This is a genomic window from Seonamhaeicola sp. MEBiC01930, from assembly GCF_045277075.1.
Taxonomy (GTDB): Bacteria; Bacteroidota; Bacteroidia; order Flavobacteriales; family Flavobacteriaceae; genus Seonamhaeicola.
Window position 1 is genome coordinate 199,107 of sequence record NZ_CP104270.1, and the last position, 16,921, is coordinate 216,027.

General features: G+C 32.8%; 22 protein-coding genes. 15 read left to right on the forward strand and 7 right to left on the reverse strand.

Annotated features, from left to right (window positions below; genetic code table 11):
• Window positions 1-45: 45 nt before the first annotated feature.
• The 7 genes from N1F78_RS00945 to N1F78_RS00975 all read right to left on the reverse strand — a co-directional run bounded on the left by N1F78_RS00945 (window position 46) and on the right by N1F78_RS00975 (window position 4,694).
• Window positions 46-888, reverse strand: coding sequence for a hypothetical protein (locus tag N1F78_RS00945; RefSeq protein ID WP_406684326.1), 843 nt, complete (start codon window positions 886-888; stop codon window positions 46-48).
• A 23-nt stretch (window positions 889-911) separates the two neighbouring features.
• Window positions 912-1,670: a hypothetical protein gene (locus N1F78_RS00950; protein WP_406684327.1), complete on the reverse strand. Its 759-nt coding sequence runs from the start codon at window positions 1,668-1,670 to the stop codon at window positions 912-914.
• A gap of 422 nt (window positions 1,671-2,092) precedes the next feature.
• Entirely contained in the window at window positions 2,093-2,551 is a 459-nt protein-coding gene (locus N1F78_RS00955; protein WP_406684328.1) for a JAB domain-containing protein, read from the reverse strand.
• Between the two features lie 53 nt (window positions 2,552-2,604).
• Window positions 2,605-2,892 carry a hypothetical protein gene (locus N1F78_RS00960; RefSeq protein ID WP_406684329.1) on the reverse strand — a complete coding sequence of 96 codons (288 nt, stop codon included), beginning with the start codon at window positions 2,890-2,892 and terminating at the stop codon, window positions 2,605-2,607.
• A gap of 3 nt (window positions 2,893-2,895) precedes the next feature.
• Complete coding sequence (locus tag N1F78_RS00965) at window positions 2,896-3,168, reverse strand: helix-turn-helix domain-containing protein (RefSeq protein WP_406684330.1); 273 nt, start codon at window positions 3,166-3,168, stop codon at window positions 2,896-2,898.
• Between the two features lie 37 nt (window positions 3,169-3,205).
• Window positions 3,206-3,475, reverse strand: a complete 270-nt coding sequence (locus N1F78_RS00970) for a hypothetical protein (protein WP_406684331.1) — start codon at window positions 3,473-3,475, stop codon at window positions 3,206-3,208.
• Window positions 3,476-3,485: 10 nt separating this feature from the next.
• Window positions 3,486-4,694 (reverse strand): tyrosine-type recombinase/integrase, encoded by a 1,209-nt coding sequence (locus tag N1F78_RS00975; protein ID WP_406684332.1) that lies wholly within the window; start codon window positions 4,692-4,694, stop codon window positions 3,486-3,488.
• A gap of 478 nt (window positions 4,695-5,172) precedes the next feature.
• Between N1F78_RS00975 and N1F78_RS00980 the strand changes: the two genes are divergently transcribed.
• The 15 genes from N1F78_RS00980 to N1F78_RS01050 all read left to right on the forward strand — a co-directional run bounded on the left by N1F78_RS00980 (window position 5,173) and on the right by N1F78_RS01050 (window position 16,810).
• Window positions 5,173-5,751 carry a hypothetical protein gene (locus N1F78_RS00980; RefSeq protein ID WP_406684333.1) on the forward strand — a complete coding sequence of 193 codons (579 nt, stop codon included), beginning with the start codon at window positions 5,173-5,175 and terminating at the stop codon, window positions 5,749-5,751.
• 164 nt (window positions 5,752-5,915) lie between these two features.
• The gene (locus N1F78_RS00985; protein WP_406684334.1) at window positions 5,916-6,464 is read left to right on the forward strand and encodes a hypothetical protein; all 549 of its coding nucleotides are present in this window, start codon (window positions 5,916-5,918) and stop codon (window positions 6,462-6,464) included.
• A 101-nt stretch (window positions 6,465-6,565) separates the two neighbouring features.
• The gene (locus N1F78_RS00990) at window positions 6,566-7,360 is read left to right on the forward strand and encodes a cation transporter (RefSeq protein ID WP_406684335.1); all 795 of its coding nucleotides are present in this window, start codon (window positions 6,566-6,568) and stop codon (window positions 7,358-7,360) included.
• 162 nt (window positions 7,361-7,522) lie between these two features.
• Entirely contained in the window at window positions 7,523-7,984 is a 462-nt protein-coding gene (locus N1F78_RS00995) for a hypothetical protein (RefSeq protein WP_406684336.1), read from the forward strand.
• Window positions 7,985-8,137: 153 nt separating this feature from the next.
• A complete protein-coding gene (locus tag N1F78_RS01000) occupies window positions 8,138-8,953 on the forward strand; it encodes a hypothetical protein (protein ID WP_406684337.1) in 816 nt (271 codons plus the stop codon).
• A 140-nt stretch (window positions 8,954-9,093) separates the two neighbouring features.
• Entirely contained in the window at window positions 9,094-9,576 is a 483-nt protein-coding gene (locus N1F78_RS01005; RefSeq protein WP_406684338.1) for a hypothetical protein, read from the forward strand.
• Window positions 9,577-9,700: 124 nt separating this feature from the next.
• Window positions 9,701-10,537 (forward strand): hypothetical protein, encoded by an 837-nt coding sequence (locus N1F78_RS01010; RefSeq protein WP_406684339.1) that lies wholly within the window; start codon window positions 9,701-9,703, stop codon window positions 10,535-10,537.
• Window positions 10,538-10,799: 262 nt separating this feature from the next.
• Window positions 10,800-11,423, forward strand: coding sequence for a hypothetical protein (locus N1F78_RS01015; protein ID WP_406684340.1), 624 nt, complete (start codon window positions 10,800-10,802; stop codon window positions 11,421-11,423).
• A 158-nt stretch (window positions 11,424-11,581) separates the two neighbouring features.
• Window positions 11,582-12,304 (forward strand): hypothetical protein, encoded by a 723-nt coding sequence (locus N1F78_RS01020; RefSeq protein ID WP_406684341.1) that lies wholly within the window; start codon window positions 11,582-11,584, stop codon window positions 12,302-12,304.
• A gap of 241 nt (window positions 12,305-12,545) precedes the next feature.
• A complete protein-coding gene (locus tag N1F78_RS01025; RefSeq protein ID WP_406684342.1) occupies window positions 12,546-13,028 on the forward strand; it encodes a hypothetical protein in 483 nt (160 codons plus the stop codon).
• 159 nt (window positions 13,029-13,187) lie between these two features.
• The gene (locus N1F78_RS01030; protein ID WP_406684343.1) at window positions 13,188-13,721 is read left to right on the forward strand and encodes a hypothetical protein; all 534 of its coding nucleotides are present in this window, start codon (window positions 13,188-13,190) and stop codon (window positions 13,719-13,721) included.
• A 4-nt stretch (window positions 13,722-13,725) separates the two neighbouring features.
• Window positions 13,726-14,616: a hypothetical protein gene (locus N1F78_RS01035; RefSeq protein ID WP_406684344.1), complete on the forward strand. Its 891-nt coding sequence runs from the start codon at window positions 13,726-13,728 to the stop codon at window positions 14,614-14,616.
• A 176-nt stretch (window positions 14,617-14,792) separates the two neighbouring features.
• On the forward strand, window positions 14,793-15,272 hold the full coding sequence (locus tag N1F78_RS01040; RefSeq protein WP_406684345.1) for a hypothetical protein: 480 nt from the start codon (window positions 14,793-14,795) through the stop codon (window positions 15,270-15,272).
• A 162-nt stretch (window positions 15,273-15,434) separates the two neighbouring features.
• Window positions 15,435-16,127, forward strand: coding sequence for a DUF6843 domain-containing protein (locus tag N1F78_RS01045; protein WP_406684346.1), 693 nt, complete (start codon window positions 15,435-15,437; stop codon window positions 16,125-16,127).
• Between the two features lie 146 nt (window positions 16,128-16,273).
• Window positions 16,274-16,810, forward strand: a complete 537-nt coding sequence (locus N1F78_RS01050) for a hypothetical protein (protein WP_406684347.1) — start codon at window positions 16,274-16,276, stop codon at window positions 16,808-16,810.
• The last annotated feature ends 111 nt before the right edge of the window (window positions 16,811-16,921 follow it).

Genomic DNA, 16,921 nt, shown 5'->3' on the forward strand with positions numbered 1-16,921 from the left:
CAAAGCCCATCAATAATAATGGGCTTTGTTATTTAGAATGTCCTATTAAAAACTGGGTGGTTGTGCTACTGGTTCAATGCGTTTACCTCCATGCACAAGGGCTGTCTCTATAATTTTAATAGGATGCGTTTTTCCCTCTTCACGAAAAATATCAAGCAATTCATTATGCGTGATATTTATTGGATGGGTGTCTTCATTCCCATATTTTAAACCGTTAATCTCTGTATTGGCTTCAACAGAATTATTATCAATAACCTCATCTTTAAATTTAAAAGATGTAATAATACTGTTGTCTTTATCTTTTCCAAGTGGGGTTATATCATCATTAAGGCGAGCCTCTTTTACTTTGATAGTAAAACTTCCCTTCTCAATCACGCGTACCGAATTATTTTCAAAAGGTATTGTCCAACCTTGTGAGGCAAAGGTCATAGATTTATCAATAATTAATTCAGCATTGGCATTTGCTTCGTCAATAAAAACAAAAGAGATAGTAACATTATTCCTTTTCACATCATGCCTATTATAAGGAGAATAATTATCATCCTTTGTTGTTGGAATACTACCATCTTTATTATAACTACCCCCAGAAACAGAAAAGATTGGGGATTCATCATTTAGATTGAGACGTTGGCGATAAAAATCCGTGCCATGATACGGTGTCTTTGCGCCCTTTAACATCGCTAGGTAAGCTCCTTTTCCAGCACGAGTTATATTCGTCAGGTAAAGCGTTTCAATATCTTCAGACGGTTCTGATGAATTATTACCGCCATTACCATTATCAATAATAGGGTCATCTGTTTCATTATTATCTTCACTCGAACATAGAGTCAGAGGAAGAGACATTAGTGTTACTAATAAAAATTTGTAACTAAATAAAAGTGTCTTCATTGTATATGATTCTAGATTTAGAATTAAAAAGTAAATTCACCGATTTTGTCAGACCAACTACCATAAAGGAAAAGCTCAACTTTCTTTGGCTTAATGATAAAATCATCTGGGCGACGGCTTCTTGGTTCTGGCTTATGCAAAGAATAAGTGATTCTGGTGTTAAGAGGTTTTGTCGGGCCAAGCATTAATTTCTCTTTTATTCCCTCGTAATAGTCAAAAACCTTTTCAGCTTCATTAGCGCTCATAGATATTGACGGCCTATAATTCACAAACTCTTGAATTTTGAGAGGCTTACCTGAACCAAAACTCATTGGAAGAGCTTTGAAGTGAAAAGTATAATATGAATTTATTTTAAGTTGCTCTTTATCAAAATCATACGCATCTATACTCCATTCGCCATAGACTTCGTAAACCAAGTTATCAGAACCGGTGGCAATGGCCTTATCTCTGATTTTGGCAATTTTACCTTTCATATCTTCTCGAATTTCTTTTAGCTTGAAAGGGTTATTTTGATTATCAAAAATTGTTCTGTTGTTTTCAAAAACATTTAGATATACCTCCATTGGATTGATATAGGGGCTAAATACAAAGCTTTTACAACATTGTGCTTCTGGTGAATCTAAACAGAGCTTGGTTGCCCCAAGAAAAAATTGTTCGAGGTTTTTTAACTCTAAGGCTTTCTTTGCCTCTTTGATTTCTTCTCTGCTTTGTGGACTTGCATCTTTGCAGGACACAACCAATAAAAGGGTTATGATAAAAGGGGTGAAAAATGAGTTTTTCATGTTTGAATTTTTAAGGATTAAATAATAACTGAAACACCAAGTAGGCTTGGAAAATGGGGAATTTGAGAGAGAAAATAACCTCTAAGGGTCTCGGATATAATTGAGAGTAGTTTTCATACGGCAAAAAAATAGCGTGAACTCAGAGTGTCTTGCCTGTAGAGGTACTGGTATACCAAGGAGTCAAAGACAACAACTAAGCCCACGCATACCGTGGGCAATAGCTTGTTTGCCTTTCACTTGACCCCTTTTAAAAATTACCAGTTTTCTACAGGTAGTGAAATTCGTTAGCTAATGCTTATATTTTAAAATTCGTTCTTTTTATTGTTCGATAATATACAATTTACGTTTATTGAATCTAAGATAGAGATTCCAAAAACCCTGCCAAATATTTTTCAATCTTTTTATTTAACAGAACTTAAAAATCAGACTAAAGCCATATCTGCAAAAGAAGAATATCCATCGTCAGTCACAATAATATGGTCAAGAACTTTTAAATCTAAATATTTACCACCCTTAACAAGCTTTTCGGTAATGCTCTTATCTGCTAAACTGGGCTTTAGATTACCTGAAGGATGATTATGCCCCAAAATCATAGAACAGGCACGAGCTTTAAGCGCAGAAGCAAACACTAATTTTGGGTCAACCATTGTGCCTGAAACACCACCTTTTGAAATTGGCACAATACCCATGCAAGCATTATTACGGTCAAGGAGCATGAGCTTAAATTCTTCCTGTAAATTAATTGTCAAATCATCCCAGTTTTCCCGAAAGAGTTTGTAAGCATCTCGTGAGCAAGTTATTTTCGGACGGTCACAAGCTTTTACTTTCCGCTTATAAGTCAGTTCAATTTCAGAGATTTTAAAGAGGTCTGTTTTTGTCATGCCGTGAACATGGCAGACTAAGCAAAAAAGATGTACTGACAGATAATACAGAGCTACATATCTATATCGATGTCCTTGTCCTTATCTTCTTTATCTGGTGTTAAATCAATATAACTATTATCAAAAGAATCCATATCAAAGGGAGGAATAATGTTTTTATCTTTTTCTAGTTCAATTTCTTTTTGATATTGCTCCATACCCTCTTTCATAGCCCGCATTCTGTCCTTTCCTGCTTTTATACTCTCAATTTCTTCTGGTTTTAACCCAAGTTCTTTAGCCACCTCATAGCCTTGGTTAAAAGCTTCTATATAGTCCTTATCTACTTTCGTTTGCTCTTCCATATCTTAAAAAGTTTCTCGGGCATGAAGCTCTAAATATTCATCTATTGAATTGCGGTCATAAAGAATAATTCTTTTTTGCGGTTGTGAAAAACGAACTTTTCCTTCGTCTCTTAATTTCTGCAAAGTCGTTTTAGAAGAGATATTCAACAATTTCATAGCTTCATCTCCATCAATCCACTTGAACGGGGCTTCCTTTCCACGTTTTTGTTCAAGGTGTTCGACTACCTTGTCAAAAAGTTTATAAAATGCTTCCTCTTGTAAACAGACAACTTGCATAGAGCTAATATCGTAAAAATTTAGAAACTGACTTCTCTTAATTCTTACTTACTCTCATATTTAAAACAGCTTCCTCTTTTGGGGTTAACTTTAATTGAGAGAACTTCTTCATTATAGATATAAAGTCTATAACAGCTTGTTTGTTATTGAAGTTTGGATTGAAAGTGCCTTTTGTGTCAAATAAAGTATTAACCGCTTCAACGCCATCTTTTTCTAAAACCTCATAAATCTCATCAATTAATTCAGGTGCTATTTTAGGAGCTTCATTAAACATTCTTGTTATTTCCTCTTTAGAAAACTTTCTCATTCTTTTTATTTTAAAAATTAATAACTGAATCCAGAGCGTCATCTGTCTCTTTGTGCATGAAATTTTGTTGATAGTTTATTGTGGTTGTTATTGATGAATGTCGATAAAGCTTTTGCAACATCTGAATTGGGATTTTGTCTCCTGAAATATTGCCAAAGCTATGACGAGCAATGTGCATAGATAGCTTCTTATCGATTTTAAGCTTTTCTGCCACTATTTCTAACCGTCGATTAAGGTTTCTGGTTATTGTTTTGACTCTAGTTGCAACCTCTTTTTCATTTTTTAAATTCGTGCCCTTAAGAAATGGAAAAACCAAGCTATCCTTTTTTCCTTTTTCAACCTCGTAAGAATTTAAGATTATTTGTGCTTTCTCCGGCACAGCCAAAGAAACAAGCTTTTGGTTTTTACCCATACGGTAATATAAACGACCATCTTTAAAGTCAGACCATTTCAGTTTAAGAACATCCCCAACTCTAACACCAGCAAAATAAAAACTCACTAACCAAACATGGACGGCCTGTTGTTGGGCGTGGGTTATACCTTCTACAGTTTCTAATTGTTGAACTTCTTCTTTATTCCATCCAATTTTTTCTGTTTCAGGAAATTTAATTTGAATTTTACCCTTACCAAATGGATAATTATTATAATCAATATTAAATTCCTTTCGCGCAAAATTGTAAATAGTACGAATAAGCATAAGATAGTTAACTGCTGTACGTGGTGATACCTTTCTTTCAAATAAAAGATGCGCCTCAAAGCCTTTGAGCAATGTAACATCTAGATCTGTGAAAGCTAGCTCAGAACGCCCTATGAAGTTTTTAAAAATCTCTATTCTCTTATTCTGATTGTAATGCTGATTAAATTTTTTACGTTTCAGTAGATTGCCGAGGAAAATTTCACTCACTTCAAAAAACTCTTTTTTATCCTCTCCTACTATTGCCTTCTTTATTTTATTAACAGATTGGTCTGTACTACTGCTATCACTATTTAATAAAGTATCATTTGCCTCCGACAACTTTTTAAGGAGCAAATTGTTTAATCGCTTAGAATTAGGATGAGATTTTTTTACTTTACTATGCTTGCTGTCCCAGAATTTTTCGTCAATATACTGACCTGTGTATAAATATGAAGATTTTCTATCTTTGGTAAGACGAATGGCAAGAGGAAACAAACCTGCACTGTTTGGTTTTCGTCTTAAAACTGCCTGTATTGTTGACATAGCTCTTGTTTTTATTAGTATAAAGATACAAAATTTAGGTACAACACAGGTACAACAATTAGTGATTTTTCATGATTTTTATTGAGTTTACCTCTTACAACAAAAACACAAAACACTCATAATCAATTGATTTTAAATACATTTAGAACCATTTAGATATAAATGGTTCAGAATTCATAACCCGGAGGTCTCGAGTTCAAATCTCGATCTCGCTACAAGACATAAAATCTTTAAGACAAACGGTTTAGCCTTTCTAAACCGTTTTTTTATGTCTAATTTGAAACAGATTCTCCATTATTGAATACCATTTTGAATACGAAAGTGCATACAATGTACCCTAAAGAAAAACTCTTAATTCTATAAAAAACTCATTGTACTTGTAAGGATAAGAACTATTTTTAACCTACTAAATATATTAAATATAAAGACAATTGTCTTTATACAACCGTTGCCAACAAGCAACTCAAAAACCTCTAAATTGAAAATTAAACAGAATTATTTAAAAGGAAAATCCGTTTTTATAGTTTCATTACTCGTAATCGGAATTACAATTCTGACTGTTTATCTGACTGGAATAAATTACAATCGGAGTTTGACTTCAAATCTCTATTTTTCACTAGGAATTATAGCGACAACGTTATTTCTGTTTATGACTTATGGACTTTACACTGGAATCGGACTGATTGACAATTTTCCAAAATTTAGGAATTTTAAAAGTGGAGATTTTATTTCAACTAGCGGAACTGGACCTACAATGGAATTACCATCAGTTGGAGATGGAATTGGAGGATTGCTTTTATCAATTTTACTATGGATCGGAATGTCAATATTTTTTGTGATTTTGCTAATTGTTTTAGAAGCCATTTTTTGGTTTTCACTATTTATAATTTTAGCAATGCTTTACTGGCTTTTCTTTAGAGCATTGAAATTTGTTTTTAAAAAATCAAAAGATACAAAAGGAGATATTGGAATTTCGGCAGTTTATTCTCTGACTTATACTCTACTCTATGTTGGTTGGATTTTCGGAATCGTTTATCTGACTGAAATAATGAAATAAAGCCAGTTGGCAACAACGTGTATAATTCATTGCTTTGGCAAGTGCCTACTTGGAAAATTCCTTCGGAATTTTCTTGCGTTCGTTTTTGTTTACTAAATTAGTTGCTGAAACACGCAACTAACCATACACAAGACCGTTGTGCTTCATGAATGCAAAAGTAAATAGTGGGAATATTCAATAAAAATAAAGACAAAGAATCATCTGCAGACAATAATGAATATGCTAAGATTATTGATTGGCCTTTAAAATGGGACACTGGTGCACCAATGCCACAGGTTTATGGAAATGGTCACAAAACTTTTTTATTATACATGATATCTGAACCTGATCCAAATTGGGATGGAACATATACTACAGTTATTGACAACTCAAGCGAAAATAAATACCCTTTAGCACTTGTCGAATTTGATGGTGGGACATTTAGATTTGGAATTGCAAATGAAGACGTGTTTGGTGGTTTGCCAATAGCGGATAAAGGAATGGACTGGTATGAAGCTCACGTTATAGAAAATTCAAAATGGATTGAGGAATTAAAAACAATTCATAAAGTCCACCCCTATTATCACGAACCAACATGGAAAGAAAAGAAACATTTTATGCTTCTATTCCATGACGAAATGTTAGAGGTTGTAGCTAAAGATTATAAAATTGAACAATTCAATTCTACATTTAAAGACCTTGCGAAGGAGGTAATTGAAAGAATGAATAAATAAAAACGAAAGCACAACACTATATAACAAATCATCGCACCCTCCGGGATGCAACGCTTGTTATACTAAACGTTGTGGTTAATGTCAAAAAACCGAGAAATTGAATGAACAAAACGATATTTGAGATTACAAAAATGGATTGTCCATCAGAGGAAAATCTAATCCGAATGAAATTGGACGGAATTTCAAGTATTGCCAATTTGGACTTTGACATTCCGAATCGAAAATTGACCGTTTTTCACAGCGGAGAAATTGACCAAATCGAAAAATCAGTTATAGAACTGAATTTAGGCGGAAAGAAAATCTCAACGGAACAAACCGACCAAACGGAATTTAAAGAAAACGAAAATCAGAAAAAGCTACTTTGGTCTGTACTTGCAATAAATTTCGCGTTTTTCATAATCGAAATGACAACAGGGATTATCTCAAAATCAATGGGACTTGTTGCCGACAGTTTAGATATGCTTGCAGACAGTTTTGTATACGGAATTAGCTTGTTTGCGGTTGGCGGAACGGTAATCAAGAAAAAAAGGATTGCTAAACTTGCTGGATATTTTCAAATAACACTTGCGATTATTGGATTTGTAGAAGTTTTAAGGAGATTTTTCGGAGACGAGAAACTTCCCGACTTTTCAACAATGATTATCGTCTCGATTTTTGCACTTATTGCAAACGGAATTTGTCTTTACATTTTGCAAAAGTCAAAGAGCAAAGAAGAAGCTCATATGAAAGCGAGTATGATTTTCACTTCAAACGATGTGATTATCAATTTGGGAGTAATTATAGCTGGACTTTTAGTAAATTGGTTGAGTTCAAGCAAACCTGATTTGATTATCGGAACAATCGTTTTTGTTTTGGTAATTCAAGGAGCATTTAGAATATTAAAATTAAGTAAATAACGATAAAACACTAACCACAACAATGGCTATAAGTAATTGCTACATCTCGCCTACTTTGGAAATTCCGCAGGAATTTCCAACTTGGTGTGTACTTGCAAAGTTAACCGCTAAACCACGCAACTACTCATAGCCGTAACCGTTAGCACCAATAAGAGAATCACAATGGGAATATTTGACTTCATTTTTGGAAAGACAATAAAAATAGATGATGAGTTTTTCGGGAAAATGGTTTTTCTTGATGACAAAAAGGAACCGCTTAAAAGCTATTTTGAATGTCGAAGACATTTCAAGCCAACTGATGACATTATTGAAATAGGAATAACCGGAGATGTAAACGGACCGACAAAAATACAAAAGGACTTTTTCCGAAAAATCGAATCTGATTATAATGAAATCGCTTTGTCAATAAAACCAATGATTGAAAATGAATTTCGGAATTGGAAAGAGGATTTTAAAATAGCGGACTTTAAAAAGGAATTTAAAGCTGTTTACTTGTTTTTGCCTCGTTGTGAAAATGAGCCAAAAGTTTGGGAAATCGCCTTTGAAAGTGAACACGACTTAAACCATACATTTACTTTGACAATGAATGATTTAAATGCGACTGAAATATTAATAGATGGATAAAAAAAATACAGGTGCTAACAAAGTGTAAAAATAATTGCTTGGTTCTTGCCTACTCGGAAAATCCTGCGGATTTTCCTCTGGTTCGTTCCATTTTTGTTAAGTTAGTTGCTTAAACACGCAACTATCCTTACACCAACCGTTGTAGCTAATTTGATGAAGAATATTTGGATAATCATATTATTATTAAGCTTTTGTTCGATAAGAGCCCAAGAACAAGAACCTGACTTCTACTCTGAAATTTATGATAAGAACTCACCTCGAAACTACTATCTGGTTAAAAAAGGAAAACCAACTTCGATTGAGGTCAATGATACTATCATACTCAGGAATTCAGAAAAATGGATTGAACATAACATTTATACTTTTGAAAAACCAAATGAAATTCTTGTGAAAAAGTATAGAAATGATTCTTTAGCAAAAGATGAAAAATATAATCTTGACTCAAAAAAGAGAATAATAAAATACGAAGGAAATATAAAATATAGTAAAGGCGAATGGTATGTGACTAGACTCAATCATTCTTACGAATCTAACAAAAAAACGACCGAAAAAATTAATCGATTTGGTAAAATCTATATGCGCTACGAAGTGAACTATGATAGCCTTAAAAACCCAACACTTGTAAAAAGTACAATTGTTGGCGGACCAAATAGTTCAAGGTTAGAAAACATAAATTACGATTATGATAATGGGATTTTTGTTCGTTCTGAATTTGACTTTGACGGAAGAATAAGAAATGAAGAAGAAGGTTTCTTTAACACGGATTATGTTATAAATAGAAATGAATTTAATGACATAACCAAAATGTATTGGATTACTTCAAATAAAAAAGATAAAATCATTTACGACATTGATTACGAATATGATAATTATGGTAATTGGACAAAGATGATTAAGTCATTTAGTGAAGGTGAACAACCAATGAAAATCTATTCCAAAACATATAGAAAAATTAACTATAAAAACTAGCTACAACAACGTGTATAATTAATTGCTTTGGTCGTTGCTTATTTGGAAAATTCCTTCGGAATTTTCTTTCGTTCGTTTTTCTTTGCTAAATTAGTTGCTCAAACACGCAACTAACCATACACCAACCGTTGTAAACAATTATGAACGAACGCGAAGACTACATTAGAATTTCTAAAAATGGAGACATTCACACGCTGAGCGATAGGATTCCATTTAACTGGAAAGAACTATTGATTTGGACTTCTACTTCATTCATATTTCTGATTTGGTTTCTCGGAATTGGAATTGGAATTTTTATTGCGATTTTGACCTTAATCGGATACACTTTTTACCGATTTGCTGCTTGGATTTACTACTCGGAATTAAAAATAGACGAGAAAAGCGGAAAATTAACTCGACTGAAAAAAATACTCGACCGAACTCAAAAAACGGAATTGATAAGTAATAAATTTGACCCAAACCGATTTGAATATTCAGAATTAACTCGGAGCGGAAAAACAAAATTCTTAATGAATTATCGGACTCATAAAAACAACGAGTTACTAATTTTAAAAAATAAAGCGGACAAAGAACTGATTGAAAAATATATCGCAGAAAAAATAACTGTTTACAACAACGTGTAAAAATAATGCGTAAGTTTATTCCTCAATCGTAAGTCCGTGCTGATTTGCTTGCGTCCGATTTTCCTTCGGAAAATCAGCCTCTCTCAAATCCGCACTATTCTTACACCAACCGTTGCCCACAATTATGAAAAAACTATTACTACCATTTATACTAATCGCGTTTTCATTAAATGCACAGCAAAAAGAAACTGTAGATTTAAAGTGGAAAATAAACGATACTCTGACTTATAAAACTGTAATGCGAGATGTAGTTCTTGAAAAAAGTAAAGAACAAATCGAGAACGATTCCATTTCAGAAAAAATGAGCGGAATGTTTAAAGCAATGCAAGAACAATTATCCGACTTAAAATACGAAACAAAACTATTTCCTGACAAAAACGGAAATGTGGACATTGCTATGATGCTTAAAAAAGAAAAAGCAGACACGACAGAAACTTTATTTTCAGGAATGGCTCAAATGAATGGAAATGTAGTGTTAAGAGGAAAAGTTAGTCCCGACGGAGAACTTTTGAGTTTCTATTACAAAGAGGCTCAAAAAAATCTAATCTCTATTCTATTTGAACTTCCAACAAAACCTGTTGCAGTTGGAGATGAATGGGATTTAAAAGTGAGTATGGTTTCAATGGACCAAAACTTTAAAGCAGATACTCTTCACAAGAAAAACGTTGTTAGACTTAAAGACATCAAAAAGGAAAATGGAAAAAAGATTGCTGTTGTCGAATATGATATTGAAGAATTCGTTTCTGGAGATTTCGGCAATGGAATGATGGCTATGTTTTCAAAAGATAAAGCTGATAAAAAAACATTTATGAAAATGTCGCACAAAGCAACTGCCGAGTTTGATATTGAGAAAGGTTATTGGATTTTGTATGATGGAATTATGGACATTGAAACTAACTTTTCGCTTATGGGAATGGGTGGAAATAAACGAACTGAATTTAAACTAACACCTGAAAAATAACTGTGGGCAACAATGTATAACCGCAATTACGGCGGATTCGAATACATCCGAATCCACTCGGAATTGCTAAAGCCTGTGTCAAACCGAATATTAACGCATATTAATCCGTAACTGACGGTTATACGGAGCCGTTACCACACATATGGCCTAAACAACAATGTTCTGGAATAAAAAGAAAAAACTACCGATTACTACAGAAGATAAAGTTTGGATTGACCAAGACTTAAATTGGTTACGGACTGAATTGGGTGAAGAACATTTTATGGAAATCCGAACTGTAACCCCAACTAAGGATTTTTATGAACGAACTTTTGATGGAACTAAAAAAGACGCAGAATTTATTCTTGAACGGACAATGGAGCTCATGAATATCCGAAACTTAAACATCTCTTTGGATTTTTTCTCCGACTCACCAGTTGAAATGAGTGATGGAACTATATTGACAACTCCTGCCGATATAGATGGTAGTTGGAATAGTGCAAGCGGAACTTATCAGCAAACGAAAAATGAAACTGTAATCTCAATAGAAAACGGACAATTAAAAAATCCTGTTTCGTTAATTGCGACTGTTTCACATGAATTAGCTCACCAGATTTTATTGGGAGAAAATCGGATAGAAGAAAATGATGAGTTCTTAACGGACTTAACGGCCATTACATATGGATTTGGAATATTCATTGGTAACTCTCGCTTTCAGTTCAGTTCTCAAGGTTTTGGTTGGCAATCTAGTAGTCAAGGGTATTTACCTGAACAGATTATTGCATATGCCACGGCTTGGTTATCCAAAGAACGAAATGAAAAAACGGATTACAGCCAATTTTTAGACAAATCCTTAAAGAAGTACTTTGACCAAAGTTTACATTGGTTAATGGAAAACGAAAAATAATACGTGTGGTAACAACGGCTATAATTCAGCGTTATTTTTTGGCTAGACAAAAGAACTTTTCTTACTTTTAATCGTGATTTCAACTGCGGACAAATCCTGCGGATTTATCCACGCCGAAATCATAGCCCAACCGTTGTGCATCATTTTGAAAAAAGAAAATGAAGAAATTTAAAGAATATTTTATAGACTTAATTTATCCCTTTGTATTAATAATACTATTGGGAATCTTATTTTCAATCATAATTTACTTTTTCATTGACATCTTCGTTGGATATGACATTTTTAATGAACCGATTAAGGAAAAACGATTAGATGGAACGCTAAAAATAATAGGCACTGCAATATCAATAACAGGCTTTATATCGATAATTGTTGCCATTATATATTCTAAAAAAAGCATTCAGAGAGATATACAAAAAGGAACGATCGAATTGTTTCAAGAATTCAATGACGAACGATTTAAAGAAATTCGAACCAAAGCTTGGGTCGTCAAAGAAAAGTGGGAAAAGAAAAAAAACTACCGAAAAAAATTTATTGACCACAACTTTCATAATCCTAAACAAAAAAAAGATGAGGAATTAGAAGAAGAAATTAATGTTATTTATAAACTATTAGAATTTTACCTAGTTATAAGCACATTTGAAGAAAACAAAACCATCTTACAAAGCCTAAGATATTTCTACTATGGTTGGTGGAGACCCTTTTTGTACGATATAAGTTCTGAAATTGAATCTAATAGAAAAATTAATGAAATAATTAAAACCTCTAAAAGTGACTATTTGGATAATATTTCATATACCCAAAGTCTTGAGCGATTGGACAGAATTTGTGGGCTTGAAAAAATACCAAAGAACACTATCATTCACTTTGATGGTGGATAAAAAACGAACGCACAACAATGGCTATAATTCATTGTGGTTTTGTGCCACACCAAAATAAAAGTATAAATCAAACGGCTAGATTTCGGCGGAATAATCCTGCGGATGATTCCACAACGAAATCATAGCCGAGACCGTTGTACCACATTTGAGAAAAACATTCTACATATCGATAATTATTAGTATAATACTAATTTCCTGTGCTACGAATAAAGAAATATTTCAAGCGGAAAGGTTTGCGGATTTGAATAAGCTAACTATTCCCCAAGCGAATAAAATTGAACTTGGACTTGGTTCGAGTGACCAAACACCCAAACATAAAATTAGCATCGGAGAAAGTATTTATCCAAATGAAAAAAAGTATAATCTTGAAACGCCAAAAACATACAACCGAATTGAAAACGGAAAATTTGAATTAGAGACAGAATATTTCTACACGCCTTCGGATAGTATTGTTAGAGTTGTTATGTACGAGTGGACTGAATTGAGAAAAATAAATAAAACTGACACTAAAAAGTTCGATAAAAAATATAACGGACTAAAGAAACAATTAACTTCTAATCTTGGAACACCGAGTTTTGTGGAAATTGCTTCAGATACTGCCAAATCAAATTTTAGGGACGGAATTAAATGGCTGAATGGAAATGGAAATAAAGCATATCTATTTATGTTAGGCAGTAATTCGACTGATTACAGAAAAATAAGATTAGCAATTTATAATGAATAAAAACGTGGTACAACAATGGCTATAAACAATTGCTATTACAGGCTTATCCTGAAAATTCCTGCGGAATTTTCAGATTGTCGTGTACTTGCAAAAGTCCGTATCAACCCACGCAACTGTCCATAGCCGAGACCGTTGTGCGTCATTTAAGAAACCCATAAAATGAGTGAAAACTTGATTGAAAAATTAAGGAAACAAAAAGAGGAATACATCAAAAAATACGATGTAGGATTTTATGTAAATGACACTCAAACCAAATTTATTAAAACGAAAAGGCATTTAGTAAACTATAGTTGGAATTTAAAATATAAGGACATCTTAGGTGTAGCTTTTGGAAATATAATGAGAGGAGATGACGATTCTTTTTTTTTAATTTTCATTTTAGAAGATAAAAAACCAATCTATTTTAACATGACTTATGAATCTGAAGAAATGCAAGGTTTTGATAAGTTTATGGAAAAACTAAAAGATAAATTAAACTTGGAAGAAATCTGGGAACAGGACAAAATCATTTTTGCTTATCCTGAAAATTTAAGAGGTAAAGAATTATATAAACCGTGGACAAACTCAATCGAAACTATTATTCATGAAATAAAAAGGTTTCTTGGTTTAAAACATCACGCCAGTGGAATATTAAAAAACGAATTCAAAACTGACTTGAAAAACAAAAAAACGAACGCACAACAAAGTATATAAAAAATTGCTAGTTTTAGCTAAACCGATGTTAGTTGCGAGTTTGCTAGCTTCCGATTTTCCTTCGGAAAATCCTCGCACTCAAACACGCAACTTTCCATATACAAACCGTTGTGCAACATTTGAGCAAAACATGAAAAATCTAGTTTTAATAATAATATTTTTAACTCTAAATATTTCGTCATTTGGACAAAGTTCAAATGATTGTTATAAAATTAAATATTTAGATTTTTTTGGTTTAGATCAAATAGAAGTTGTTAAATGGACTCAATCAGAACTTGATAGATTATTGAAAGTAAATTTCATCAAAGAACGAGAGCATTCTGAAATTAAGACTAGCTTTATCATACCAATGATTGTCTATCAACTAAAGGAATTTCATCCTAATTGCACTGACGATGTCGACACAAATTATTTTAATAAAATATCAGAAATTTACTTAAGAATAAGGGAGTTAGATTCAACAGAGTTTCGAAAAAAATCAATCATTGAAAAAATTGATTTCTTGCGTGATGACTTCTATTCTCAAGTAAATAGTGTTGAATATCTTCCTGATATGATAGTCACATTTGATGATGGTCCTTTTTATGGTGTTGACTATCATGAGGAATTGGATGTGAAGCCTAATAAAATACAGAAAACTCAATTTGGTACTTTAATTATTTCGAGTTTAAGAAATAAAACGATTCTAACCTGTAAGGACAAAAACGGAAGTATAATTTGGCAAAAATTAATTACTGGATTCAAAAACAAAAAATTGAGTGAATTGCATTTTATAGAAAATCCCATGGAATACAATTCTGCGGCAGCAGTAGCTCATATGTACTCGGAAGGAGAAAAACTTACGCTTTACTTAAAAATTGATGGAGGTTTCATGTTTTACTTTCATTCATGGTAATGAACTTATAACGTTGCACAACAACGTGTATAATTAATTGCTTTGGTCGTTTCTTATTTGGAAAATTCCTTCGGAATTTTCTTTCGTTCGTTTTTCTTTACTAAATTAGTTGCTCAAACACGCAACTAACCATACACAAAACCGTTGTACCACATTTGAGAAAACCCTAAAACTGAATGAATTTATTTCCTTCCAAAACTTTTGCAACAGAATTGACAAGTGATTATTCAATCTCAATGCAAAATTTAAAATCTAACACGGACATAACCGATTCATTAACATCAAAGCATACAAAAAAAGCATTTCGCGGACAAGTAAATGAAAATGGATTCAAGGTAATCTCATCTGAAATTGGGCGTGGTGCAGTTTGCGTATTCATTGGAAATTTTAAGGAAAAAACTGGTGAAATTGAAGTACGAATACATAAAGCATTTAAAGTTATGTTTTCAATCCTTTTATCATATCCATTTATTGGATTCGGTTTAATTGCATATAATCAAGGAATCGCAAAAGGACTGAACCTCTTACCGATTCTTTTAATTGGTTTACTTGTTATAAGGTTTGTATTTATAGAATTAAGTTTTCGTTTTATTTCAAATACTGGAATAAATAAACTGACAAATATTTTGACAATAAAGGAATTAAATAAAAAATAAAAACGTAGTACAACAACGTGTAAAAATAATGCGTAAGTTTATTCCTCAATCGTAAGTTCGTACTGATTTGCTTGCGTCCGATTTTCCTTCGGAAAATCAGCCTCTCTCAAATCCGCACTATTCTTACACCAACCGTTGTGGCTAATTTGACCCAAATCTGAAATGAAAGCAAAAATTGGAATCGGAATTATAATTATAGCCTTTTTGGTTTGCTTAAATCCGTACCTGCTGATTTTCGGAGTTCCACTATTCATAATCGGAATTATTATACTTCTGCTTTCCGATAAAAAGTTAAAAACAAAACTGATTTGGATTTTGACACTAATAATATTATGGTATCCGAGTATGCATTTGTATTTCTATGTAATGGGAACAATTGGAACAGCAACGGCACAAAAACTTGATTTAATATTTCCAGAGAACTTTAAAGGAAAAGCAATTGTGGTTTCTGATATGCCTTGCGGAGAGGAAATCGAAATTATTGACAACCGAGAACAATTAAGAATTCCTGAGAACGGAATTTTGCTTTACAAGGGAAATTTAAAAAGCGGATATATTAATAATCGCTATTTCAAAATTGACAATAACGGAAATAAAACAGAAATCCCATTTCGAGCTAATCATATGTTTTGGGAGGATTCAGAAAAAAAACCAGACGAAAGTGAAGTTGGAATTTGGTTAAGTGGTGGCGGAACTAAATACAATCCGAATCCGAATGGCGGAATTAATTACTCATTCAGAGAATATGTAATCAGTTCAAAAGATAGTTTAGCCAAATGGAGTGAATTTAAACGCTCAAGAGAATTAGAAAAAACAACTGACAGTTTAGTCGCAATATGTAAAAATAAAAACTAGCCACAACAACGTGTATAGCTCATTGCGGCTGAATTCCTAATCGGAATTCCTTGCAATTTGCTATCTTTCGGTTACGGCGGAAAATCATAGCTGATTTTCCGCAACGAGCCATACACAAAACCGTTGTGCACAAGCCAAAAAACTTAATGAATAATAAAATAGGTCTTCTAATATTAACAATAATTCTCTCTATAATTTTGGCTTGCATTTATGGAATAATTCATAACCAGATTTCCTATTCGATATCTGAAGAATATTTCACCGTTTTTAAATTTGAACAATTTGGATTATGGGAAAATGGTTATAGAGATGAAAGATTAAAAGTCTCGTTAGTAGGTGGTTTATCAACTTGGTGGTTCGGACTGATTTTCGGAATTATAAATGGAATAATCGGACTTACACAAAGTAACATAAAAACAATGAGAAAAAGCATTATTGGGGCTACGTCTCGGATTTTTATTTTTGCTATTTTGTTGGGTTTAATTGGAGTTTTAGTTGGATTTTTTATAATCCCAAAATTGAATATTGACTGGAATATCCCAACTGACTTGTTTGACCGACAAAGTTTTTTGACAGCTGGAACGATGCATACGTTTAGCTATGTTGGTGGAATTATTGGAATAATATGCGGAATTAAATATCAATTAAAAATAAAAAAAGCCAATGCACAACACAGTATATAAAAAATTGCTAGTTTTAGCTTAACCAATGTTAGTTGCTTTGTTTGCTTGCATCCGATTTTCCTTCGGAAAATCCTCGCACACAAACACGCAACTTTTCATATACGAACCGTT